Here is a 21,160-nt window from a genome sequence, read left to right as displayed (position 1 = left end):
CGCGGTTGCCCCGGTTTTCGCCGAAATCCCGGACCGGGGCAAGCACCGCCGCCGCGCCGGACACATGCATCGGCGGATGTCGCATTTCGACTCGCGCGACTCGGCAAAATTCGGTATGGTTAACAATGCGTTTTGACCGGGACAGAGATCCCCAATGTCGGACGCAGGGGTCGGATAACGCTGGCGTGCTTCGCGCTAAGCCCGTGTTGGACTTTGCCATCGGACCGTAAAGGTCGCGAGACTATGCCAGTGAGCGAGTGACTTTGCGTGTTCGACCGAACGCGGAAATCGTCTCCGTGTTGCCGCGAACGCGCCGGGTTGCAGTTCAACCTTGAGCACGGGAGTGAGCAGAAATGGCAACACGTCCAGGCATTGAAATTCGTTTTGTCGGTCTCGGAAGCAACGAGAAGGCCCCGCCAACCGCGCTCTATGCGCTCGATGCGCGCGGCGGCATGAAAAAGCTCGCCGTCGTCGACAATGGCCGATTGGGAATCGATCCCGGCCAGTTGAAGGGGCTGCAGCTGGCCATTGGCCCCGATGTCCCCGATCCCAAAGTCATCGATCCCGAAAGCCTGCTGCGGTACCGCGGTGACCAGGTCATCGATGACTGGTCCAAGCGCGGCATCCTGCTGCCGCAGGACCGCTGGTCGCTGCTGATCAGCGAATATCTGTGCGTCAGCGGCCGCGTCCGCAAGTGCCGGCCGTGGTGGTACCACCGCTTCGCTGCACAGGCCGCCTTCCAGCCCAAACTCGGCGCGGCGCGGACGCTATCGATGCGCAATCCCGCGCTGTCGGCCTCGGCGGTTTTGGCGGCGAACAAGGCGCTGGGCAACAGCGCGTTCGACAATATCGCGGTGCTGCGGCGCTGCGTGCCGCTATGCGACGGCGTAGTGGAAGTGTTCGAGCGTCACTGCTGCTGCACGCGTTTCGTCTATGACGACTTGATCGACCGGTTGCGCGACATTCTCGACCGCATCCCGATCGAAATCGACTGGCCCTTCCCCCCGGGGCCTGACCCCGACCCGCGTCCGTGGGAGCGGTTACGGCCACGTGTTGCCGATGCAGGCGCCGCAATTGGGCGCGGCCGTATCGACGCGCTGCGCAACGCGGCCGCGACGCGCCGGCCACTGGCGGCCCGGTCGATTGACGGCGGTGGCATCAAGGCGGCAGCCGGCGAAACCTTCGTCTCCGAACGCATTTTCGATGACTATCAGGCGCTGCTCAAGCTGACGCCCGACGCGGCAGAAGCCTATGTCCGCGCCCGCCCCTATCTGACGGGCTACATCTGCAACTGTACGACCCGCAAGGTCGGCGAAGTCGCCATCGGCCCCGGCGGGCGTTTCGACTTCTGCTATTCGCGCCCGCTGCAGTTTGTTTCGGCGCAGCGCAACTGCTTCACCACTTACGCCTACCGCGTCAAACAGCAGTTTGGCCCGTTCTGGATCACCGTCTATGACGGCGTATCGGGCCACGACTATTTCGCGCAAGGCGAAACCGCCGACCTCGTCACCACCAATCCGCAGGCACGTCCGTGCGCCGATGGCCCCGAACAGCCCGACCCCGGCGACGGCACGGCGTTCGTCATGCTGGAACATGTCACCGGCGCCAGTACGCACCACTACAACTTCCCGGTGCAGAACGGCCTGTCGCGCGTCGGGCCACTGGCGACCGACTCGGGCCTGTATGACTTCGCCGGCCAAACCGATGCACCCTGGGCGACGACACTCGGGCTGCGACTGTGGGTCTCACCGCAGCTCGAAGGCACCGTCGCCTACTACCGGTTCAAGGTGGTCCCAGTGGACGATACCGGCAACCCGGTCGGCAGCCCGACGACGCTCGACAGCCCGGTATCATGGTCGCGTTACATCGTCGTGCCGGGCGACATCGTCACCACCTCGACCAGCCTCGCCGCGCTGCCTGCCGACGTCGGCGGCGAAATCGGGCTGTTCGCGGTGCCTTATTGGTCGAGCATGATGTGGCTGTCGGGCCAGTACCATCAGGTCTGGGACACAACGAAATTCGCCGATGGCCGCTACATGCTGACCATCGAACTTTTCGGCCCGAACGGCGTCCGCATCAAACCCGGCGGCGCACCCGCCAGCGATCCGGGTACTGCCAAGCCGTTCCAGTTCCGCGTCTGGGAAGCCCCCGACGACACTGCGAACGTGCCTTTCGCCGATTGCGCGCATGTGTTCTGGATCAACAATACGCCGGTCGTCGGCGACATTGTCGATCTGCGCAAGGACAGCGTGGCGAACGCCGACGAATGCCAGTTCATGTCGGGTCCCGTCGGCACAAAGTTCTCGGTCGGCTTCCGCGCCTATCACGTGGGCGGCGTCACCACCGGCGGCGGCCCGGGCGACACGAACTCGTTCATGGCAAGCTACAACCTGACGTGGCAGCGTGGCCTCAACGGTCCCAGCGGGCTGATCGAGTCTGGCACCGCCGATCAGGGCGAGTTGGTCGTCGAACCATCGAACCAGCTCAACTTCGAGTATCTGCTCGGTGCCTTCCCGCCACTGCACAGCGCGCACACACGCTGCAGCTTCTCGGTGCACCTGCATGTCGATGCCAAGCACCACAACGGCGGCGCGTTCATCGATGCGTATGACTATCACGAAACCGCATCGTTCGCGCTGCAACTGACGAGCTGAAGTCGGCTCCGGGCCAGCGGTGGCGACGCTGCTGGCCCGCAGTTTTCAAGAGCCTCCGGCCGGCAACGCCGCGATAAACGCCAGCGCGCGCAACCCGGGCAGGAAGAAATAGCCCCCCGCTGTCACCGTCACGAACTGCGGCAGCGCGTGCTTCTCGATGCTGCCGTCGGGGCCGGGGCGGGTGAAGCCGTCGGTAGGCATGGTGCCGGGGAACGGGCAGCGATTGCCGAGCAACGGGTCGGATTCGCCCGACAGGCCGGCGAATTTGGCGCTGGCGACCCAGGCACCCTGGATGAATTCGAACTGGCGCGAGATGCTCGCCTGCAGCGCGATGAAGTGCAACCCGGCCTGCGGGTCGGCGGCGCCGGGGCGTGCGGCTTCGACCGGTGACAACATGTCGCCGAAGCGTCGACCGCGGCGCAGGATGCGGTGGAAGCGCGTCGAGGAGATAGCGTCGTCGCGGGCGTTGCCGGTCAGCCCCAGCGTCACCAGCAGCTTGTCGAGCAGGCCGTCCGGCACCGATGGCAGGTCGGCGTTGCGCGGGTTGGCGCGGCGGATGTGCGCGCCAACGGGGCAGATGTTGCCGCCCATGTCGCCGGTAAAGCTGAAGCTGTTGAGGTCATAGGGCTCGGCACCGGGAATGGCGCGCGTGCCGAGGGCCGGGATAGGCTGGCCGTCGATGCCGCGGCCGACCATTGCTTCGGCGAGCTCGATGGCGGCCGTCATGCCGCCGGCGCGCGCTGACAGCGTTTGCCAGAACAGCGGTACGTCCTGCGCCAGCCGGCGGTAGACGAGGTAGCTGCCGTTACGGCCGAGGTCGGCGCGGCTGGCATCGTCAAGCGCCCGCGGCAGCTGCGGCGCCTGCACCGGATCGAGCAGCGGCCGGTCGGTCAGGCAGCGATATTCATTGGGGTAGCCAAGCAGCACCTCGCCCGCCGCGAGCAGGTGCGTGTAGAGCGCGTCATGGCCGGGCTCGCGCACGCCAGCCCAATCGACCACCGGCTGCGAAATGCCGTCGAGGAAGCCGAACGGTTCATGGCCGTTCTGCACCGCACAGGCCTCGCGCTTGCGCAAGATGAAGCCCGGGCTGAGCGTCGCCAGCACCTTATCGACATGCGCGTCGAGCGCATCGGGGGTCGCGTAAAGCATGACCAACAGGTGCGGCACATCGGCACCGCACCCCCAGTCCCAGTTGGCGGGGTCGTTGGTGCCGATGTCGCCCAATCGCCGCGACCGGCTGTCATCGCTCGCCAGCCCTTGCCGGAACTCGGGGCCGAACTGGTCGATGACCGCCGGCGCCAGCCCGAGCGCCGCCAGCCCCGGCGCGCTGAGCGCCAGCTGCAACGCCGTGCTGACGATGCGGCCGTCAGCGCGCGCGGCATTGATATCGGCGACGCTGGTCGGGCGGGTCGCCGCCAGCCACGCGCGTGCGGCCGCCACATCGGTGACGTCGAGCAGCAGGAAGGCGCTCGCAGCGAGCGCACCCAGCCCGCTCGCGGCGAGCGCCTGGATATCGTCCCATTCAGTGACGGGTTCGGGGGCGAAGGTGCGGGTCATGCGGCGATCTCCGCCAGCCAGCGCGCCGCCGCCAGCTCGTCGAGGTCCTCGCCGGCGCACAGCTTGACATAGCCGGCGCGGACGCGCGCAGCGCGCGCGAGGTCGAACGTTGTCTGCCCGGGATAGGCGCGCCACCAGAATTGCGTGACGATCTGGTGGTGGCGCATGAAATATTTGAAGCGCTGTTCATCGCTGGCGCCGTCGAGGATCAGCCAGCGCGTGCGCGGATAGCCGATGCCGTTGGTGAAGCTGACATTGAGCCCGAAGCCGACCTTGTTGATGAAGTCGTCCATATAGGCTTCGGCGCTGCCGTCATATTCGCTGGTGAAAATCACGCGGCGGCCACCGTCGATCAGCACCCAGCGGGCAAAGTGAATCGTGCCGACGCGCCCCAGGCGCCCGCTGCGGAACAGGTGCCGTGCGCCCCAGTCGATGACATAGTGGATGACGCGCACCAGCCCCATCCGGAACAGCCCCGGCTTGATCGTGCCGATGGCAGTAAACGGGTTGGCGCTGTCGTGATCCTCAAACGCCGAGCGCGCCGCGATGTCGGCGGGGTCGGGCGGCACGACGACCAGCGGGTCGGTGCTTTCGATGTGCCGCAGCCACCACAGCTTGACCGTCGCGGCCACCAGCACCAGCACGAACAGCCATGGGTAACGCAGTGCCAGCCAGACCAGCAGTGAGACCAGCGCGAGCACGGCGGCGGGCACGCTGAGCAGATGCAGCAGGCTGGCGAAGGCGTAACCGGCCGTTGTCGGGGCCGGCGGTGTCAGCGGCACGTCGACGACGGCCGCCAGTTGCCGCGCCGTCGCTGCCGGATCATACCCGACCGTCGCGCCACGCGCCGCGCGCAAGGCCGTCAGCAGCGCTGCGTTTTCATGCACCGCGACCACCGTGCGGCCCGGTCCGTTGACATAGCTCGCCAGCGACTTGACGACATGGCCGCGCATGAACGCCAGCACGTCGTCACCGGCGCCAAAGCCTTCGCAATGCATGAACAGCGCCGCGAGCCAGCCGTCGCACTGCGCTGCGAGCGCCACCAGAAACGCATCGACGCTGCCGTCGCAGCAACCGAGCAGTCCGAGCGAAACACGCTCGACCGGCCAGGCACCGTGCCCGAACAGCGTGTTGAGGCTGCGCGGGTGGAAGGCACGGTCGCCGAGCGACGGATCCTCGCCAATGAAGGCGCGGATATTGTGCAGCATCGGCAGCGCAGCGAAGTTAATGTCAGGGTTCGCCAGGTCGGCATGGCCGGGTGCACCAGGCGCGCAGCATCCGGCCAGAAACGCCCGCAGTGCTTCAATCTGTCCATCGCGGACAGGCGCGAACACCAGGAAATCCGATTGCGGAGTCAGCCGGGCCTCCTGTCGCGATAGTGGTGCCTGACGTTAAGCCTTCGGGGGGAATTCGAGCGCGAAATCGATCAGGCGCTTCTTCTTCCAATAGACCTTGCCAAGATAAAGGCCCGGCCCGATCATCCGGATTTCGTCACGCACCCACTGCGCGACTGTCGACGTCTCCGAATAGTCGAGCACGATGCATTCCTTGCCGTCGAGCCAGCTCTTGCCCTTATAGACTTTGGCGACGATGGCCTTGACGCCCAGCGGTAGAATTTCGTTGCGCAGAAAGCCGTACTTGGCGTCGAACACCTTGCCCTTCCAGGCGAAGATGTTGATCGCCTTGGCAATCTGTTCGGAAAATACCGTGCCCGGCGCAATGACGGCAAGCCCGTGCGCCTCGCCATTGGGGATCGGCCCGGGCTTGGCGGCCTTGAACACGTCGTCAAGTTGAACTTGGCTCATCTTGAGCAGGTCGGCAGTCGTGATCGCCATGGCGCGCATCCCCTCGCATTATGGAAACCGGATGTACGCAACTGCAACTGCGCCGCAGTCTATACCCCTTGCCGCCGCCCCCGCAAGCCGGTCACGCGACGCGCAACACGCTGATTTTGGCGGCGGCGCGCGCATTGAGCCACTGCGCCATCGCTTCGGGCGGCAGCGCCGCGGTGAAGTGAAAGCCCTGCCCCTGCAGCACGCCCATGTCGGCGAGCCGCACCAGTTGTTCGGGGGTTTCGATGCCTTCGACGACAAGTTCGAGCCCCAGCCCCTGCGCCAGCCCGCCTGTGGCGCGCACGACTTCGGCCGCGACGCCTTCGGCACACGCAAAATTGCGGTCGAGCTTGAGCGCGTCGAGCGGCAGCCGCAGCAGTTGCGACATGCCGGCATAGCCCGTTCCGAAGTCGTCGAGCGCCAGCCGCGCGCCGCGCCGGCGCAGCGCCGTCAGTCGTTCACGCACGACTTCGGGGACGCGGTCGAGCAGCAGATCTTCGGTGATTTCGATTTCGAGGATCGACAGCGGCAGCCCGCACGCCGCCAGCTCGGCCTCGATCGTCGTCAGGATCGAATCGCGCGCCAGTTCGGGCTGGCCGAGGTTGATTGCGACGCGTTCGATGCGGTGCCCCGATGCCAGCAGCCCGGCGACGGCGGCGAACCCCGACGCGCGCAGATGCGACCCCAGCGCCAGCATCTAGCCCGAGCGTGTTGCAATGTCGAGGAACTCGTCGGGGGCAATCCGCCCCAGTTGTGGATGTTCCCAGCGCGCCAGCAATTCCATGCCCAACACGCGGCCATCGCTCAGCCGGACAATCGGCTGCAGCCAGGCGCGCGCTTCGGGAGGGCATCCGTCGTGACGCTCGAACGCCTGTTTGATGATGATCTCGCGGTCGAGTCGCGCGAAATCTTCGGGCAGCGCCGGGTACAGCGTGCCGCGGGCGATTTCCTTGCCGCGCCGCGCCGCGTCATCGGCGGCGGCCAGCACGGCCTCGAGCCCGCGCGCGCCGTCATCGCCCCAGGCGACACCGACGGTCGCCGAAATCGGCAGCTCGTTCGAATGGCGCGTCACCTCGCCCGCCGGCATGGCCATCGCTGTCGTTGACCAGCTTGAACCAGTCGAGGTCGATCATCATCAGCCCGACGCTGCCCGCCTCGGCAGCGCGGCGGTCGAGTGCGGCGCGAAACGCCCGGCGGTTGAGCAGCCCGGTCAGCGGATCGGTCGATGCCTCGTCCGACAAACGGGTGGTGACGGCACTGAGTTCAAGCGCCAGCGGCCGGAAGATCAGCTGCACCGTCAGTGCCAGCAGCGCCAGAATGGCCAGCGTCAACGCGAGGTTGAGGTCGATGATCGTCTGTCCCGCCGCAGCGCCCGCGGCGATGTGCAGCCGCACCGCGCGTTCGAGCCGCGACTGGAACGAGCCGCCGGCCTGGCGTTCGACTTCGCGCGCCTCGGCATTGACGGCGCTGTCGCTGGTATCGGGGCTGGCGGCATCGCGCGCGAAATCGCGCGCGACGCTGACCAGCCCGGCGACACCCGAATCGAGATATTGGTAGATCAGCCGCAAGTCGTCGTTGCCGCTGGCGTCGGACATCGCGGCATCGCGCAATACGCGGTGCTGTGCTTCGAGCGCGTCGCTCGCCTCGCCGAGCAGGACGATCTGCTTGGCGCGTTCGGAACCGGTCTCCTCGGCAGCGTCGCGCGCCGCGAGCGCGATGTCGAGCGCCAGCTTGCGCTGCTTGCTCGCGGTCGCAGTGACTTCGCTGTCGCGTGCGTGGCGCGTCGCCAGTCCACCGAGCAGCATCCCCGACCCGAGCACCAGCACCGCAATAAGTCCGACGGCGAGCGAATAGCGCACGGTAACCCGGCGGTAGACGCCGTAAGCCGAAGGCGTCCGCGGCGGTGTCGTGACCGCCGCCATCAGCCACGCCCCCGCAGGTCATAGACCGGCTGGAAGTTGCAGGCGCTGACCCCGAGGCAGCGTTCACCGACGAACGCCAGCGCGACATGCCAGCTGCCGCGCGGCCCCGGCTCGATCCAGTCGGCGACCGACTCGGGTACAGCGTCAAACACATCATCGGCCTCGGTCGCGATGCGCAGCCGCGCCGGCGCCCCGAGCAGTCCGAACAATTGCGCTTCGGACGCGCCTGCGACATCGCCGGCGGCGGCCAGTGTGTCGCGCAAGCGCCGGGCGCCGCCGCGGTGCGCGACCAACAAAGCCAAAACCTGCACCAGCGCGAAACCCAGCAAACTCAAACCCATGATGCCGTCCTTCCGCGCCCTGCCCTTGTTCCAGAACGGCAGCACCGCCGGATTTTCTAGGGTGAGGGAACGGCCGCGACGAACTGGCACTTGGCGGAACGCCGCGCGCGCGGCATAGGGCGCGGCATGAGCCTCACCGCCCCTCCTGCCACCGCCCGTCCTCGCGCCGTCGCCATCTGGCTGCTGCTGATCGCAGCCATGGTGTTCGGCATGGTCGTCGTCGGCGGCATCACCCGGCTGACCGAATCCGGGCTGTCGATGGTGCGCTGGGAACCGATCAAAGGCGTGCTGCCGCCGCTCGACGCCGATGCCTGGGCGCGCGAATTCGCGGCGTACCAAGCGAGCCCGCAATACCAGAGCGTCAACGCCGGCATGACGCTGGCGGCCTTCAAGGGCATCTATTTCTGGGAATATCTGCACCGGCTGCTGGCGCGCAGCGTCGGCGTGGCGTTCGCACTGCCGCTGCTGTGGTTTGCGTGGCGCCGCGCGATTCCGTCGGGCTACGGACTTCGGCTCGGCATCATCCTGGCGCTCGGCGCGCTGCAGGGCGCCATCGGCTGGTGGATGGTTGCGTCGGGACTGGTCGACCGACCCGCGGTCGCGCATGAGCGGCTGGCGACACATTTACTGATGGCGCTGGCGATCATGTCGGCGTGCCTATGGACGGCGCTGGATCTGCTCGGTGCCGGGCGTCCGGTGCACGTGCGGCGCCCGACCGGCTGGATTGTGCCGTTCTTCGTGCTGCTCGTCGTGCAGATCGGTTTCGGGGCGTTCGTCGCCGGGCTGCGCGCCGGACACATGTACAATATGTGGCCGCTGATGGGCGACGGGCTGGTGCCGCCCGACCTCGGGCTGTTCACGCCGCTGTGGCGCAACCTGCTCGACAATCCGGTGACGATCCAGTTCACCCACCGCACGCTGGCGCTGCTGGTGGCGCTGTCCGCGATCTGGGTGGCGACGCGGCTGGTGCGCGCCGGGGCGCCGCATCATGGCGGCGCACTCGCGGCGATGGTGCTGGTGCAGTTCGCGCTCGGCGTGCTGACGCTGGTGCATGACGTGCCGATCCCGCTCGGTGTCGCGCATCAGGCGGGCGCGGCGCTGCTGCTCGGCATCAGCGTTATCGCGGCGCACTGGTGCTGGCAGGGGCGCGGCGCTAGTCTGCGCCGATGACCGAAACCGCTCTCAATGTGCTCGGGGCGCCGCTGGCGTCGTGTTCGACCGACCCGCTGACCGGCTGGCACCGCACCGGCTGCTGCAGCACCGATGCCAACGACACCGGCGTCCACACCGTCTGCGCGGTAATGACCGCCGAGTTCCTGGCATTCAGCGCGGCGGTCGGCAATGACCTGTCGACGCCGCGCCCCGACTACGGCTTTCCCGGCCTGCGCGAAGGCGACCGCTGGTGCCTGTGCGCGGCGCGCTGGGAAGAAGCCCGCGTCGCCGGCTTCGCCCCCGATGTCGTGCTCGAAGCCTGCCACATCCGCACGCTCGAAACCGTCGCACTCGGCCATCTGCAGGCCCATGCGGTCTGAGCTGCGTCTGGCTGTCGGCGCCGCCGCGCTGCTGCTGGTCGCGGCAGCGCCCGACACCGCGGTGACGCTGCCGTTCGCACCACCCAACGGCGTGCCGATCCGCTATGACTGCACCGCGCTTCGCACGCTGGGCGGCCGGCCGCTAACGATCACCTCCGCGCATGAACTCCAGTTCGCCGGCGCCGCCGACAAACGCAGCGTGCGCTGGACGGTCAAGTCGCTGGCCGTCAGCGGCGACGAGCCGGTGCGCCAGATGCTGCAAGCCACCGGAGATATCGCGGTCGGCCAACCCGTCGACATCGCGCTCACCGCCGATGGCGCCACCGCAGCCATCACCAACGAGGCGGCATTGCGCGCCCACGTCCGCGCCGCCACCCCCGCAGTCAAGGCAACATTCGTGCCGGTATTCGCGCCGGCACCCGAAGCCACGCGCACCGCGCTGCAGACGCTGCTCGATGACGAGCTCGCCGCACTCGACCCGCAGACGCCGGAGGAATTCGCGGCCAGCTGGCTCGAAGTCGTCGAACCGCTGCTCGGCGGCGAGGCGCCGCTGGTGCCGGACGCCGTAGTCAAAGCCGATGTCGAGGCACAGGCGCCGATCGGCGGCGGGGCCTTGCGCTACAAACTACGCTACGGCCTGCGCGACTATGTGCCGGGCAAAAGCGCGCAGGTGTTCCATGACCTGACCGCCGACCCTGAAGACGTCCAGCGCTACGCCGCCGAGATGGTCGCGCAGATGTTCCCCGACGCCGCGCCCGGCCAGAACGAGGCGACCGCGACGCGTGCCATCTTGTCGCAGATGACCAGTGGCACGCAAATCACCAGCGATATCAGCCTGCCGACGGGGCTGCGCACGCGCTTCAGCACCGCCACGACAACCGAATTGCCGGGCCGCCCGAAGCGTATCGAAAGCCGCGAATGCCGGCTGGTCAGCACGAAGGTATTATAATACCTCACGCGAATCCCGCCTATTTCCTTGCATTTTAGCGCGACTTCCACGATAGACCCCGCGTCCGGCTCGCATTTCGCGGGCCGGTTTACGTTTGGAATACGCACCCATGCCCACCACTCTCAGCAAGGTGACGCCTGCGGCCAAGCCCGCAGAAGTCGTCAAGAACTGGCTGCTGATCGACGCCGAAGGCCTGGTCGTTGGCCGCCTCGCCTCGATCATCGCCAACCGCCTGCGCGGCAAGCACAAGGCGAACTACACCCCGCACGTCGACTGCGGTGACAACGTCATTGTCATCAACGCCGAAAAGGTGCGTTTCACCGGCAAGAAGTCGGCTGACAAGGTTTATTATCGCCACACCGGCCACCCCGGCGGCATCAAGGAAACCACCCCGGACAAGATCCTGGCTGGCCGTTTCCCCGAGCGCGTGCTGGTCAAGGCCGTTGAGCGCATGGTGCCGCGCGGCCCGCTTGGTCGCCAGCAGATGCGCAACCTGCGCGTCTTCAAGGGCACCGAGCATCCGCATGAAGCACAGTCGCCGACCGTCCTCGACGTCGCTGCGATGAACAGCAAGAACAAGGTGGGCGCATAATGTCCGACGATACCCTCGATACCCGCCAGTCGCTCGCCGATCTCGGCACGCTGACCGAAGCCGGCGCCCTGTCGACCGCGAATGACGGCGTTTCGCCGGCACCGCTGCGCGAACAAAAGATCGACGCCCACGGCCGCGCCTATGCCACCGGCAAGCGCAAGGACGCGGTCGCCCGCGTCTGGCTCAAGCCCGGCACCGGCAAGGTCACCGTCAACGGTCGCGACCAGACGGTCTATTTCGCCCGCCCGACGCTGCGCCTGGTCATCAACCAGCCGTTCTCGGTCGCCGACCGCATCGAAGCCTATGACGTTGTTGCAACGGTCAAGGGCGGTGGCCTTTCGGGCCAGGCCGGCGCCGTCAAGCACGGCATCGCCCAGGCCCTGACCCGCTTCGAACCGGTGCTCCGCACCGTCGTCAAGCAGGCCGGCTTCCTGACGCGCGATCCGCGCGTTGTCGAGCGTAAGAAGTACGGTAAGGCGAAGGCGCGCAAGAGCTTCCAGTTCAGCAAGCGCTAAAGCGGCTGCGCCGAAGACGAAATTTGCTTTTGCGAATTTCGGCTTCGGCACAGACTCGCTGTGCGCTCGGCCGGCGGGGCGGAGGCAAAGCCGACGAACCCGTCCGACGGCGTGGCTTTGCCACGACGCCCTTACTTCCTACCGACCTACCACTACAAAACGGCGAGCCCCCAAAAAGCTCGCCGTTTCTGCGTCAACACGCCCCAACCCCGCACTTTGCCACCCACCACGCTCTCGGGCATAACTCCCCACATGATTCGCGCCCTCCTCGCCCTGCTGCTGCTCATCGCCCTCCCCGCGACCGCTGCACCGACCGCGCAAACCCAGCACACCAAGGTCGAACTAATCGCCGCCAGCCGCACCCCCGCCGCCGGCACGCCGCTTGCAGTCGCGCTGGTGATGACCCCACAACCCGGCTGGCACACCTATTGGCAGAACCCCGGCGACGCCGGAGTCGAAACCCGCGCCACCTGGACGCTGCCCAAGGGCGCCACCGCCAGCGCGCTAAGCTATCCGACGCCGGGCACCTATCTGACTTCGGGGCTGATGAACTATGTCTATGACCGGCAGAACGCGCTGCTAGCGACCGTCAACGTGCCTGCCGGTCTTGCCAAGGGCGCGCCGTTCCCGCTCAAGCTCAAGCTCGACTGGCTGGTCTGCGATCCGACGCTGTGCGTCCCCGAAACCGCGACACTCGACCTGCCGCTGACCATCGGCGACGGCGCACTCGATAGCGCCACCACCGCACGCTTCACCGCTGCGCGCGCGGCGTTGCCCAAGCCCGTCGACTGGCCGGCAAAGTTTACCGTGCGCGGTGACCGCTTCATCCTGTCGGTGCCGTTCGGCAATCCGGCAAAGGTCAAAACCGCCTATTTCTTCGCCGCCACCGACGGCGTCATCGACTACGCAGCCCCCCAGTTGGTCACTGCCACCGCCGACAGCCTACGCATCGAAACCCGCGCCAGCGGCAAGCCGCCCGCCAAGGTCAGCGGTGTGCTCAAGGTCAGTTTCGTCGGCAACCCGGCACCGCAAGGCTTTGCGCTGACCGCAACGCCGGGCAATGTCGGCGCGGCCGGCGCAGTGCTGCCCGGCGAGCGCGACAGCGGCAGCAGTTGGGCGGCGTTCGCCCCGGCGCTGCTGCTGGCGATTGCCGGCGGGCTGCTGCTCAACGTCATGCCGTGCGTCTTCCCGATCCTCAGCCTCAAGGCGCTGGCGCTCGCCAAGGGCCATCTCCCCGAAGCCGCTGCACGCCGCGACGCGCTCGCCTATACCGCCGGCATCATGCTGGTGTGCACCGCGCTCGGCGGCGTCATTCTGGGCCTGCGCGCCGCGGGCAGCCAGATCGGCTGGGCGTTCCAGTTGCAGGACCCGCGCGTCATCCTGGCGCTGCTGCTGTTGATGACGGCGATCGCGCTCAACCTCGCCGGGCTGTTCGAGGTCAATGTTTCTTCGGGCAACGCCGGCCACAAGCTGGCGTCCAAGGGTGGTGCAGCGGGCAGCTTCTGGACCGGCGCGCTGGCAGCGTTCGTCGCGACGCCGTGCACCGGACCGTTCATGGCGGGCGCGCTCGGCGCGGCGCTGGTGTTGCCGCCGGTCGCCGGGCTGCTGGTGTTCGCCGGGCTCGGGCTCGGGCTGGCGCTGCCGTTCCTCGCGCTCGGTTTCATCCCCGCACTGCGCCGCCGCCTGCCCAAACCGGGGCCGTGGATGGCGACGATGCGGCAAATCCTCAGCGTCCCGATGTTCCTGACCGCGGTGGCGCTGGCGTGGGTGCTCGGCCGTCAGGCTGGCGTCGGCGGCATGGCGCTCGGGCTGCTTGCGGCGTTGCTGCTCGGCTTGGCGCTATGGTGGCTCGGCGCGCGCCAGCGTGGCGGCGGCAGTTTCGCACTGCCGCTGGCGGGCGGTTTGGCGGCGGGCATTGCCGCGCTGATCATGGTCGGCGGCATGACGCCCGCGGCGGTGACCATCGATGCACCGGCAGGGCTTTCCGCGCAGCCGTTCAGCAACGACCGGCTGGCGGCATTGCAGGCATCGGGCAAGCCGGCATTCGTCTATTTCACCGCCGACTGGTGCGTGACCTGCAAGGTCAACGAACGCGGCGCACTCGCCAATGCCGATGTCGCGGCGGCGTTCGCCAAGGCAGGGATCAACGTGCTCGTCGGCGACTGGACCAACGGCGACGCAGCGATCAGCACCTTCCTTGAAAGCAAGGGCCGTTCGGGCGTGCCGCTCTACCTGTTCTATGGCCGCGACGGACAAGTTACCGAACTGCCGCAGCTCCTGACGCCCGGTCAACTCATCGCGCTCGCCGCCTAGTTTCACCCCACCCGGAACGGGAGGGGAGTAGAATGGGTCAGCCGCGGAAGCGCCGGATCAGGCTCGACGTATCCTGCCGCCGCCCGCCCATCGCCTGGACATCCCCGTAGAACTGATCAACCAGCGCCGTCGCCGGCAGGCTGATGCCGAGCCGCTTGGCCTCGTCGAGCACCAGCCCCAGATCCTTGCGCATCCAGTCGACGGCAAAGCCGAAATCGAACTCGCCGCGGATCATCGTCGCGCTGCGGTTTTCCATTTGCCAGCTTTGCGCCGCGCCCTTTGAAATGACATCGACGACCTTGTCGGCATCCAGTCCCGCTGCCAGCGCGAAGTTGAGCGCCTCCGCCAACCCTTCGACAATGCCGGCAATCGCGATCTGGTTGACCATCTTGGTCAGCTGGCCGCTGCCCGCCGGCCCCATATGGCCGATGCGCTTGGCGTAGGCCGCCATGATCGGTTCGGCGGCCGCATAAGCCGCAGCACTGCCACCGACCATGATTGTCAGTTGGCCGTTCTGCGCGCCTGCCTGGCCGCCCGACACCGGCGCGTCGGCGACCAACAATCCTAGTGCTTCGCCCGCCACCGCCAGCTCGCGCGCGATCTCGGCGGACACGGTGGTGTGGTCGACGAACACCGCGCCCGGCCGCATTGCCGCGAGAGCGCCGTCGGCGCCCAGCGTCACTTCGCGAAGGTCATTGTCGGCACCGACACAGGCGAACACCGCATCGGCGTCCGCCACAGCCGCCGCCGGCGTCGTAGCGCGCGTGCCGCGATGCTCATCGGTCCAGCGTTCGGCAACCGTGCCGGTGCGGTTGTAGACGGTGACGGCGTGGCCGGCGGCGGCGAGATGCCCCGCCATCGGGTAACCCATCACGCCGAGCCCGAGAAACGCCACCTTAGCCATCAATATCGTCCTTGCTTTCGGTCGCGAGACCCTTGAATCCCTGCCCCACGACATACCATTCCGACGAGCCCTTGCGGCTGGCCGGCGGCTTGGCGTGGCGCACGGTAACGAAGTGGCGCTTCAGCGCGCTGACCAGTTCAGGGTCGGCGCCGCCCGCCAGCACTTTCGCCACGAATGCGCCGCCCGGCCCGAGCATCTGCACCGCAAAGTCGAGTGCTGTCTGCACCAGCGCCATCGTGCGGATATGGTCGGTAGGTTTGTGGCCGACGGTGTTCGCCGCCATGTCCGAAAGCACCAGCTGCGCGCTGCCGCCAAGCGCTTCGCGCAGCAGCACCGGCGCATCGTCATCGAGAATGTCTTTCACGAAAATGGTGACGCCGGGCAGCGGCTCCATTTCGAGCAGGTCGATCGCGACAATCTTCGCCTTGGGCCGCGCCGCCAGCACCGCCTGGCACCAGCCACCGGGTGCAGCGCCCAGATCGATGACGCGGCTGACACCGGCGAACAGCCCGAACTGTTCATCAAGCTCGATCAGCTTATAGGCCGCGCGCGACCGATAGCCGGCAGCCTTGGCGGCGCGGACATAGGGGTCGTTCAACTGCCGCGCCAGCCAGCGTGTCGACGAATTGCTGCGCCGCCGTGCGGTCAGCACGCGGACATGGCCGCCGAGCGAGCGCCCGGCGCCGCCTCCCGACTTGACGCCGGCACCGCCGGCTTCGGTGGCGGCTGCGTTGAAGGTCTTGCCGGCGAGCACGGTGGTTTGCGCCGCCGACACATGTGCCACCGGTGCCGCTTTGGCGGCTTTGGGCTTCGACTTCGCTGCGCCCGGCTTCGCGGCCGCCGGGGCCGCGCCGCCCTTGGTCGGCTTGACCGACTTGGGCTTGGTGCGCAGCAGCTTCGCCGCCGCATTGGCCTTGCGCGCCGCGACCGCCTTGTCGGTGCCGCTGAGCAGCTTCGACGCGACCGCCTTGCCGCCGGTGCGCTTGGGCGCGCGCGTGCTGGCGGGTTTGCGTTGTTTGGGTGGCTTGCTCATCCACGTCCTCCGTCGCGGGCGATCAGCGTCCGCAGGATACCTTCGCGGATGCCACGATCGGCAACGCGGATTGTTTCGGCCGGCCAGGCGTCGAGAATGGCCTCGAGAATGGCGCAGCCGGCCACCACCAGATCGGCGCGGTCGTGGCCGATGCACGGCTGCAATGCGCGCTCGGCAGGCGACTTGGCGGCGAGATCGGCCGAAATCGCGCGCATCGCCGCACTCGTCACCATGCAGCCATCGACCAGCCGCCGGTCATAGCCCGCCAGCCCCATGTCGACGCTGGCCAGCGTGGTGATCGTGCCCGACGTGCCAAGCAGCTGCAGCGGCCCCGGCGCGACGCGTTGGACATTGGCACGGAAGTTCACCAGATGCTCGCTGACGCGCGCGCGCATGCGTTCATACGCCAGCAGGCGCTGGCTTTCGGACAGGTCGTGCGGCTCGGTTTCGGTCAGCGACACGACGCCCCATGGCACACTCGTCCAGCCCTGGATGACTGCCTCGCCGCGCGGCCCGCGGGTGACCAGAATGAGTTCGGTCGAGCCGCCGCCGATATCGAAGACCAGTGCTGGTGGCCCTTCCGAATCGATCAGCGACTGGCAGCCAAGCACCGCCAGCCGGGCCTCCTCGCCGGGCGAAATCACATCGAGCGCGATGCCGGTTTCGGCATAGACACGCTCGACGAATTCGCTGCCATTGCTGGCGCGCCGGCAGGCTTCGGTGGCGACATTGCGCGTCAGCCAGACTTCACGGCGGCGCAACTTGTCGCTGCAGATGCGCAGCGCCGCCACCGCACGGTCCATCGCCGCTTCGGAAAGCGCGCCGGTCTGCAACAGCCCCTCGCCGAGCCGCACGACGCGCGAAAACGCATCAACAACCATGAAATTGCCGGCGGCATCGGCGCCGTAGCCGGGGCGCGCAATCAGCAGGCGGCAGTTATTGGTCCCGAGGTCGATCGCCGCATAGGCACGGCGGCCGCCGCGCTGTGCACCGCCGACGCGAATCGCCGGCTCGGCACGCGACGCTGTCGGGCGTGGCGGGGTATCGGGGTCGGGCGCACGGGCTATCCCCGGCTGCCCCTGGACGGTATCGAACGGCATGATCTTCGCCTTGCATTCTCTGCTGCCCCGGATTTACCGGCCAGCACTTGGCGACAGACTAGCACCGGTTGATGGGTTTTCGCAAATCGCGCGCTGCACTGCGGCAAATCGTTATGGTTGGGCGATGTGGAAGACGTTGACAGAAAAAGCCCATGTGGCTATCCACCGCGGCCTGCGCTGCCCTGTCGTCTAAAGGTAAGACCACAGACTCTGACTCTGTTAATCGAGGTTCGAATCCTCGCGGGGCATCCAGCAACCTTCATGCAAGCGTCTTCGTCCAACCGTCCAACAACCCATTATGGGCGGGGCGCGGCGATCGGCTTGGCCATTGCGCTGCTGGCCGCGATGCTGATCGCCATCAACCCCGTCGGCTATATTGGCGGGCATTGGGACGACGGGCGCTATCTGGCGACGGCGCAGCTTTGGGCAACGCATGGCCCGCAGCTTGGCCATGACCATTGGGCGTTGCGCGCCACGGTTGTCGGTCCCGCCGCAATCGCCATCAAGCTGTTCGGCGACACCAGGCCGGCGCTGATGTTGCCCGGGTTGCTGCTGCTGGTGGCGCTGCTGGCGGTGCAGTTCGCGGCGGCGTGGCGGGCGTTCGGCCTTGCTGTCGCTAGCATCGCGACGCTGGCGCTGGTGACGACGCCGGCGATACTGTTCGCGGCAACGCGGCTGACCGCCGACCTTACCGAAACACTGTTCTGGGCGCTGGCACTGTGGAGCTACTGGTTTGCCGGCACCGCGACGCGACACCAGCGCCTGTGGCTTCTGGCCACCGGCCTCGCGACCGGGCTGGCGTTCGCAACGCGCGAGACGGCGGTCGGGCTGTGCCTGGTGTTGGCGCTCGGCTGGGTGAAAGGCTGGCGAAGCGACCGGCTGCCGCGCCGCGTCTATGGCTGGATCGCGCTCGGCTTTGCCGCAGTTGCGCTGCCCGAGCTTATCAGCTTTGCCCTCGCCAGTGGTGACGCCTTCTACCGCGTGCGGGTCGACCTTGCGCATGTGAAGATTGCCAGCACCAACCTCGATGGTCTGACCTTTGCCGGTCATCAGGTGCTGCTCAACCCCGAACTCATGTCGCGCTGGCACGGCGCCGGGCCGATCCGGCTGCACTGGGCCATCGACCCGTGGCTCAACCTGTTCGCCAATCCGGGCTATGGCCTCGGCTTTGCCGCTACGGCACTGGCCGTCCTCGCCGCCTTCCGGCGCGCACCGTCGGCACCGTTGCGCGCGCTGTGCGGACCGCTGGTGGCGGTCATCGTCATTCAGGTCGCGGTGGTGCTGTATGTCATCGCGACCGACCCCAAGCCGCGTATGTTCATGCCGTCGCTGCTGCCGGCGGCGCTGCTGTTCGCGCTCGCCGCGCAGTCGCTCGGCACGAACCGCGCCGGCCGCGCGCTGGTTGCGGCCTTGCTGGCGTCGAAGCTGATCCTGACCTTCATTGCCGTCGACTTTGCCCCGGCGCAGCCCGACGTCGCCGCGCAAGCCGCGACAGCACTGGCGCTGGCCGACGGCCCCGTCCACGTGTCGCGCTGGACGCGCAGTCAGCTGGCGCTGGCGCCGGCGTCGGTAACCGACCGCCTGACCACCGCCCCGCCGCTGGCCGATACGCTGGCGCTGACCATCGAGCGCCCCGGCGATGACGATGACGGCGTCCATGCCGCCACCGACACGTTGCTATGGCGCTCGCCACCGGGCCGCGCGCCGCTCAGCGTCCGGGCCATGCAGGTGCTCGGCGTGCCCGTCACAGCCACCATCGCCCTGTCGAGCCAGCGCCGCACGCCGACCGTCAACCTGTATCGGCGCGGCGCGAACTGAGGCTGTTGCCGCACCTTCGCAACCGCTATGATGCGGCCATGCTGAGCAACCCGTCGCCGCAAGTTCAACCCCCGCCCGAAGCTGCCGCCGACTGGACGGTGCCGCAGAACTGGGACCATTACGCGCCGATCGACCATGCGGTGTGGGACCGGCTCTACGCGCGGCAAACGCGGCAATTGGCCGACCGTGCGACGCCCGAGTATCTGTCGGGGTTGACGCTCGCCGGGCTCGACCAGCCGGGCATCCCGAACTTCGAAGACCTCAGCGAGCGCCTGACAAAGCTGACCGGCTGGAGCGTCGTCGCGGTGCCCGGGCTGGTGCCCGACGATGTCTTCTATCACCACCTGTCGCAGCGGCGTTTCGTGGCGGGCAGTTTCATCCGGCGCATGGACCAGCTCGACTATCTCGAAGCCCCCGACGTGTTCCACGACGTGTTCGGCCATGTCCCGCTGCTCAGCCACCCGGTGTTTGCCGACTATATGCAGGCATACGGCGAAGGCGGCCTGCGTAGCCTGGAATTCGGCGCGTTGCACAAGCTGGCGCGGCTATACTGGTACACTGTCGAATTCGGGCTGATCCGCTCGGGCGACGGCCTCAAGCTCTACGGCGCCGGCATTGCGTCAAGCCACGGCGAAAGCGCCTTTGCGCTCGATGACGCCTCGCCCAACCGCATCGGCTTTGATTTGCTGCGCGTCATGCGCACGCCGTACCGCATCGATGACTATCAACAGGGCTATTTCGTCATCGACAGCTTCGAAAGCCTGTTGCGCACGACGCTCGATACCGATTTCGCGCCGCTCTATGCGCAACTTGCACAACTGCCCGATCTCGACATTGCGGCGCTGGCACCGGGCGACACGGTGCTGACCAAGGGTACGCAAGCCTATGCGCGGTCGCGTGCCGCGAAAAGCTGAAGCCGCCGATTTCGCCCGTTGCATCCGGCGGCGCACGCCGCTAAAGCGGGGGCCTTCCGTCGTGTGGGGCAATAGCTCAGATGGGAGAGCGCAGCAATCGCACTGCTGAGGTCGGGAGTTCGATCCTCCCTTGCTCCACCACGGATTTCCCGAAATCGTCCATAGTTCCGCCGCCGCAAGGCGTTGCGTTCGTGCGTTCTATCAACATGCAGGGGTGGTGCGCGTGGGGCGGACGACGGGGTTTGAACCCGCGACCTCCGGTACCACAAACCGGCGCTCTAACCAACTGAGCTACGACCGCCACGCGCGAAGGAAGCCCATAGGGGCGGCAGGGCCTTCACGTCAAGCTTGGCGGCGCAACTTGGCGTAATATCAGCCCGTCGCGACCAGTGCGCCACAGGCGATGCGCGCACCGCTGTTGCCCGACGGGTCGGTCTTATAGTCATCGGGCCCGGCGTGCAGCACCACCGCGGCGCCGTCGGCATCGAGCAGCGGCGCGCTGCCGCCCTTCATCTGCAAGCCGGCGATGGTGGCATCGAGGCTGCCCTGCCCGTCAGTGCCGACAGTAATGTTCGGCAGGTCGCCCATGTGCGGTCCGGCGGGGTTGTCCTTGCCGTGCTGGTGCGCCGTCGGGTTGAAATGGCCGCCGGCGGTCTTGAAGTCCGGCCCGACGCATTGCCCGACGCTGTGCAGGTGGATGGCATAGCTGCCCGGTGCCAGCCCGCTGACCTGGGCGCGGACGCGCGTATCGGTGCCGGTCTGCGCCAGCGTCGCGGTGCCGTGCAGTTCGCCGTTGGGACCGAGCAGCTGCACCGTCATCGTCAGCGACGGCGGCTTGTTCGTCACGCGGTCGGGATGCGGCGTGCTGCACGCCGCGAGCAACCCTAGTCCGGCAACCATCACAAGTGCACGCATACAAACTCTCCCGGTTGATTTGCGCCAGTGTCCACCCAAACGGGTCATGCCGCAAGCCGGATTGCAGGGTTCTGAGCGGCGGATAATCGCTGCCAACGCTTGTCGGGCGAACGGTTGAACGGGTGCTTTACCATCTTGCATTTTTTGTAGCAGAACGCGACGAAATTCGCGTTTTGCAATTACTGCTTCGCGATTCGCAACCGAAAGTGAAAATTTCCTTAACTCAAAATGAGTCCGGACCATTGCCTCAAGTCAATGAATCTACACCA

Annotated in this window: 18 protein-coding genes, 3 tRNA genes and 1 pseudogene; 11 read left to right on the top strand and 11 right to left on the bottom strand. The window is 67.2% G+C overall.

Annotated features, from left to right (window positions below; translation table 11 throughout):
• Positions 1-353: 353 nt before the first annotated feature.
• Entirely contained in the window at positions 354-2,654 is a 2,301-nt protein-coding gene (locus EUV02_RS03375; RefSeq protein WP_135244793.1) for a hypothetical protein, read from the top strand.
• Positions 2,655-2,699: 45 nt separating this feature from the next.
• On the opposite strand, the gene EUV02_RS03370 is transcribed toward EUV02_RS03375, so the two are convergent.
• The 6 genes and pseudogenes from EUV02_RS03370 to EUV02_RS03340 all read right to left on the bottom strand — a co-directional run bounded on the left by EUV02_RS03370 (position 2,700) and on the right by EUV02_RS03340 (position 8,306).
• Entirely contained in the window at positions 2,700-4,211 is a 1,512-nt protein-coding gene (locus tag EUV02_RS03370; RefSeq protein WP_135244792.1) for a Dyp-type peroxidase, read from the bottom strand.
• Positions 4,208-5,545: a hypothetical protein gene (locus EUV02_RS03365; protein ID WP_135244791.1), complete on the bottom strand. Its 1,338-nt coding sequence runs from the start codon at positions 5,543-5,545 to the stop codon at positions 4,208-4,210. The genes EUV02_RS03370 and EUV02_RS03365 overlap by 4 nt, the downstream gene beginning before the upstream one ends.
• Positions 5,546-5,602: 57 nt before the next feature.
• Positions 5,603-6,046: a hypothetical protein gene (locus tag EUV02_RS03360; protein WP_135244790.1), complete on the bottom strand. Its 444-nt coding sequence runs from the start codon at positions 6,044-6,046 to the stop codon at positions 5,603-5,605.
• A 91-nt stretch (positions 6,047-6,137) separates the two neighbouring features.
• Positions 6,138-7,130: pseudogene (locus EUV02_RS03355) on the bottom strand (EAL domain-containing protein).
• Positions 7,054-7,965 carry a diguanylate cyclase domain-containing protein gene (locus tag EUV02_RS03345; RefSeq protein ID WP_135244787.1) on the bottom strand — a complete coding sequence of 304 codons (912 nt, stop codon included), beginning with the start codon at positions 7,963-7,965 and terminating at the stop codon, positions 7,054-7,056. The pseudogene EUV02_RS03355 and the gene EUV02_RS03345 overlap by 77 nt, the downstream one beginning before the upstream one ends.
• Positions 7,965-8,306 (bottom strand): hypothetical protein, encoded by a 342-nt coding sequence (locus EUV02_RS03340; protein ID WP_135244786.1) that lies wholly within the window; start codon positions 8,304-8,306, stop codon positions 7,965-7,967. Before EUV02_RS03340 ends, EUV02_RS03345 begins: the two co-directional genes overlap by 1 nt.
• Before the next feature lie 126 nt (positions 8,307-8,432).
• Between EUV02_RS03340 and EUV02_RS03335 the strand changes: the two genes are divergently transcribed.
• The 6 genes from EUV02_RS03335 (at position 8,433) to EUV02_RS03310 (ending at position 14,207) form a co-directional block, all read left to right on the top strand.
• Positions 8,433-9,476 (top strand): COX15/CtaA family protein, encoded by a 1,044-nt coding sequence (locus tag EUV02_RS03335; protein WP_135244785.1) that lies wholly within the window; start codon positions 8,433-8,435, stop codon positions 9,474-9,476.
• Positions 9,473-9,838 (top strand): DUF2237 family protein, encoded by a 366-nt coding sequence (locus EUV02_RS03330; RefSeq protein ID WP_135244784.1) that lies wholly within the window; start codon positions 9,473-9,475, stop codon positions 9,836-9,838. The genes EUV02_RS03335 and EUV02_RS03330 overlap by 4 nt, the downstream gene beginning before the upstream one ends.
• A complete protein-coding gene (locus EUV02_RS03325; protein WP_135244783.1) occupies positions 9,828-10,787 on the top strand; it encodes a hypothetical protein in 960 nt (319 codons plus the stop codon). Before EUV02_RS03330 ends, EUV02_RS03325 begins: the two co-directional genes overlap by 11 nt.
• A gap of 109 nt (positions 10,788-10,896) precedes the next feature.
• Entirely contained in the window at positions 10,897-11,379 is a 483-nt protein-coding gene (rplM, locus tag EUV02_RS03320) for a 50S ribosomal protein L13 (protein WP_135244782.1), read from the top strand.
• Complete coding sequence (rpsI, locus tag EUV02_RS03315; RefSeq protein ID WP_135244781.1) at positions 11,379-11,894, top strand: 30S ribosomal protein S9; 516 nt, start codon at positions 11,379-11,381, stop codon at positions 11,892-11,894. Before rplM ends, rpsI begins: the two co-directional genes overlap by 1 nt.
• Before the next feature lie 252 nt (positions 11,895-12,146).
• The gene (locus EUV02_RS03310) at positions 12,147-14,207 is read left to right on the top strand and encodes a protein-disulfide reductase DsbD family protein (RefSeq protein ID WP_135244780.1); all 2,061 of its coding nucleotides are present in this window, start codon (positions 12,147-12,149) and stop codon (positions 14,205-14,207) included.
• A 37-nt stretch (positions 14,208-14,244) separates the two neighbouring features.
• On the opposite strand, the gene EUV02_RS03305 is transcribed toward EUV02_RS03310, so the two are convergent.
• The 3 genes from EUV02_RS03305 to EUV02_RS03295 form a co-directional block, all read right to left on the bottom strand.
• Entirely contained in the window at positions 14,245-15,111 is an 867-nt protein-coding gene (locus tag EUV02_RS03305) for an NAD(P)-dependent oxidoreductase (RefSeq protein ID WP_243445744.1), read from the bottom strand.
• The gene (locus tag EUV02_RS15850; protein ID WP_243445791.1) at positions 15,104-15,763 is read right to left on the bottom strand and encodes an RlmE family RNA methyltransferase; all 660 of its coding nucleotides are present in this window, start codon (positions 15,761-15,763) and stop codon (positions 15,104-15,106) included. Before EUV02_RS15850 ends, EUV02_RS03305 begins: the two co-directional genes overlap by 8 nt.
• Positions 15,764-16,140: 377 nt before the next feature.
• Positions 16,141-17,244: a Ppx/GppA phosphatase family protein gene (locus EUV02_RS03295; protein ID WP_135244777.1), complete on the bottom strand. Its 1,104-nt coding sequence runs from the start codon at positions 17,242-17,244 to the stop codon at positions 16,141-16,143.
• A gap of 178 nt (positions 17,245-17,422) precedes the next feature.
• Here EUV02_RS03295 and EUV02_RS03290 point away from each other — a divergent pair.
• The 4 genes from EUV02_RS03290 to EUV02_RS03275 all read left to right on the top strand — a co-directional run bounded on the left by EUV02_RS03290 (position 17,423) and on the right by EUV02_RS03275 (position 20,117).
• Positions 17,423-17,496 (top strand) — tRNA-Gln (locus tag EUV02_RS03290).
• Positions 17,497-17,565: 69 nt separating this feature from the next.
• The gene (locus EUV02_RS03285; protein WP_166430480.1) at positions 17,566-19,062 is read left to right on the top strand and encodes an ArnT family glycosyltransferase; all 1,497 of its coding nucleotides are present in this window, start codon (positions 17,566-17,568) and stop codon (positions 19,060-19,062) included.
• Between the two features lie 38 nt (positions 19,063-19,100).
• On the top strand, positions 19,101-19,976 hold the full coding sequence (gene phhA, locus EUV02_RS03280) for a phenylalanine 4-monooxygenase (RefSeq protein ID WP_135244775.1): 876 nt from the start codon (positions 19,101-19,103) through the stop codon (positions 19,974-19,976).
• Between the two features lie 65 nt (positions 19,977-20,041).
• Positions 20,042-20,117 (top strand) — tRNA-Ala (locus tag EUV02_RS03275).
• Positions 20,118-20,200: 83 nt separating this feature from the next.
• On the opposite strand, the gene EUV02_RS03270 is transcribed toward EUV02_RS03275, so the two are convergent.
• Both EUV02_RS03270 and EUV02_RS03265 read right to left on the bottom strand, forming a co-directional pair.
• A tRNA-His gene (locus EUV02_RS03270) sits at positions 20,201-20,277 on the bottom strand.
• Positions 20,278-20,348: 71 nt separating this feature from the next.
• The gene (locus tag EUV02_RS03265; RefSeq protein ID WP_135244774.1) at positions 20,349-20,891 is read right to left on the bottom strand and encodes a superoxide dismutase family protein; all 543 of its coding nucleotides are present in this window, start codon (positions 20,889-20,891) and stop codon (positions 20,349-20,351) included.
• Positions 20,892-21,160: the final 269 nt, after the last annotated feature.

Source organism: Glacieibacterium arshaanense (assembly GCF_004681125.1).
Taxonomy (GTDB): Bacteria; Pseudomonadota; Alphaproteobacteria; order Sphingomonadales; family Sphingomonadaceae; genus Polymorphobacter_A; species Polymorphobacter_A arshaanense.
Note: the sequence above shows the minus strand (reverse complement) of the source record. Positions and strands in the feature narration are given on the sequence as shown.

What these genes read in the sequence shown, in the direction of transcription:
- EUV02_RS03375 (WP_135244793.1), top strand. Translation starts at nt 354, where the DNA reads ATGGCAACACGTCCAGGCATTGAAATTCGTTTTGTCGGTCTCGGAAGC.
- EUV02_RS03370 (WP_135244792.1), bottom strand. Translation starts at nt 4,211, where the DNA reads ATGACCCGCACCTTCGCCCCCGAACCCGTCACTGAATGGGACGATATC.
- EUV02_RS03360 (WP_135244790.1), bottom strand. Translation starts at nt 6,046, where the DNA reads ATGGCGATCACGACTGCCGACCTGCTCAAGATGAGCCAAGTTCAACTT.
- EUV02_RS03345 (WP_135244787.1), bottom strand. Translation starts at nt 7,965, where the DNA reads ATGGCGGCGGTCACGACACCGCCGCGGACGCCTTCGGCTTACGGCGTC.
- EUV02_RS03340 (WP_135244786.1), bottom strand. Translation starts at nt 8,306, where the DNA reads ATGGGTTTGAGTTTGCTGGGTTTCGCGCTGGTGCAGGTTTTGGCTTTG.
- EUV02_RS03335 (WP_135244785.1), top strand. Translation starts at nt 8,433, where the DNA reads ATGAGCCTCACCGCCCCTCCTGCCACCGCCCGTCCTCGCGCCGTCGCC.
- EUV02_RS03330 (WP_135244784.1), top strand. Translation starts at nt 9,473, where the DNA reads ATGACCGAAACCGCTCTCAATGTGCTCGGGGCGCCGCTGGCGTCGTGT.
- EUV02_RS03325 (WP_135244783.1), top strand. Translation starts at nt 9,828, where the DNA reads ATGCGGTCTGAGCTGCGTCTGGCTGTCGGCGCCGCCGCGCTGCTGCTG.
- rplM (WP_135244782.1), top strand. Translation starts at nt 10,897, where the DNA reads ATGCCCACCACTCTCAGCAAGGTGACGCCTGCGGCCAAGCCCGCAGAA.
- rpsI (WP_135244781.1), top strand. Translation starts at nt 11,379, where the DNA reads ATGTCCGACGATACCCTCGATACCCGCCAGTCGCTCGCCGATCTCGGC.
- EUV02_RS03310 (WP_135244780.1), top strand. Translation starts at nt 12,147, where the DNA reads ATGATTCGCGCCCTCCTCGCCCTGCTGCTGCTCATCGCCCTCCCCGCG.
- EUV02_RS03305 (WP_243445744.1), bottom strand. Translation starts at nt 15,111, where the DNA reads ATGGCTAAGGTGGCGTTTCTCGGGCTCGGCGTGATGGGTTACCCGATG.
- EUV02_RS03295 (WP_135244777.1), bottom strand. Translation starts at nt 17,244, where the DNA reads ATGCCGTTCGATACCGTCCAGGGGCAGCCGGGGATAGCCCGTGCGCCC.
- phhA (WP_135244775.1), top strand. Translation starts at nt 19,101, where the DNA reads ATGCTGAGCAACCCGTCGCCGCAAGTTCAACCCCCGCCCGAAGCTGCC.
- EUV02_RS03265 (WP_135244774.1), bottom strand. Translation starts at nt 20,891, where the DNA reads ATGCGTGCACTTGTGATGGTTGCCGGACTAGGGTTGCTCGCGGCGTGC.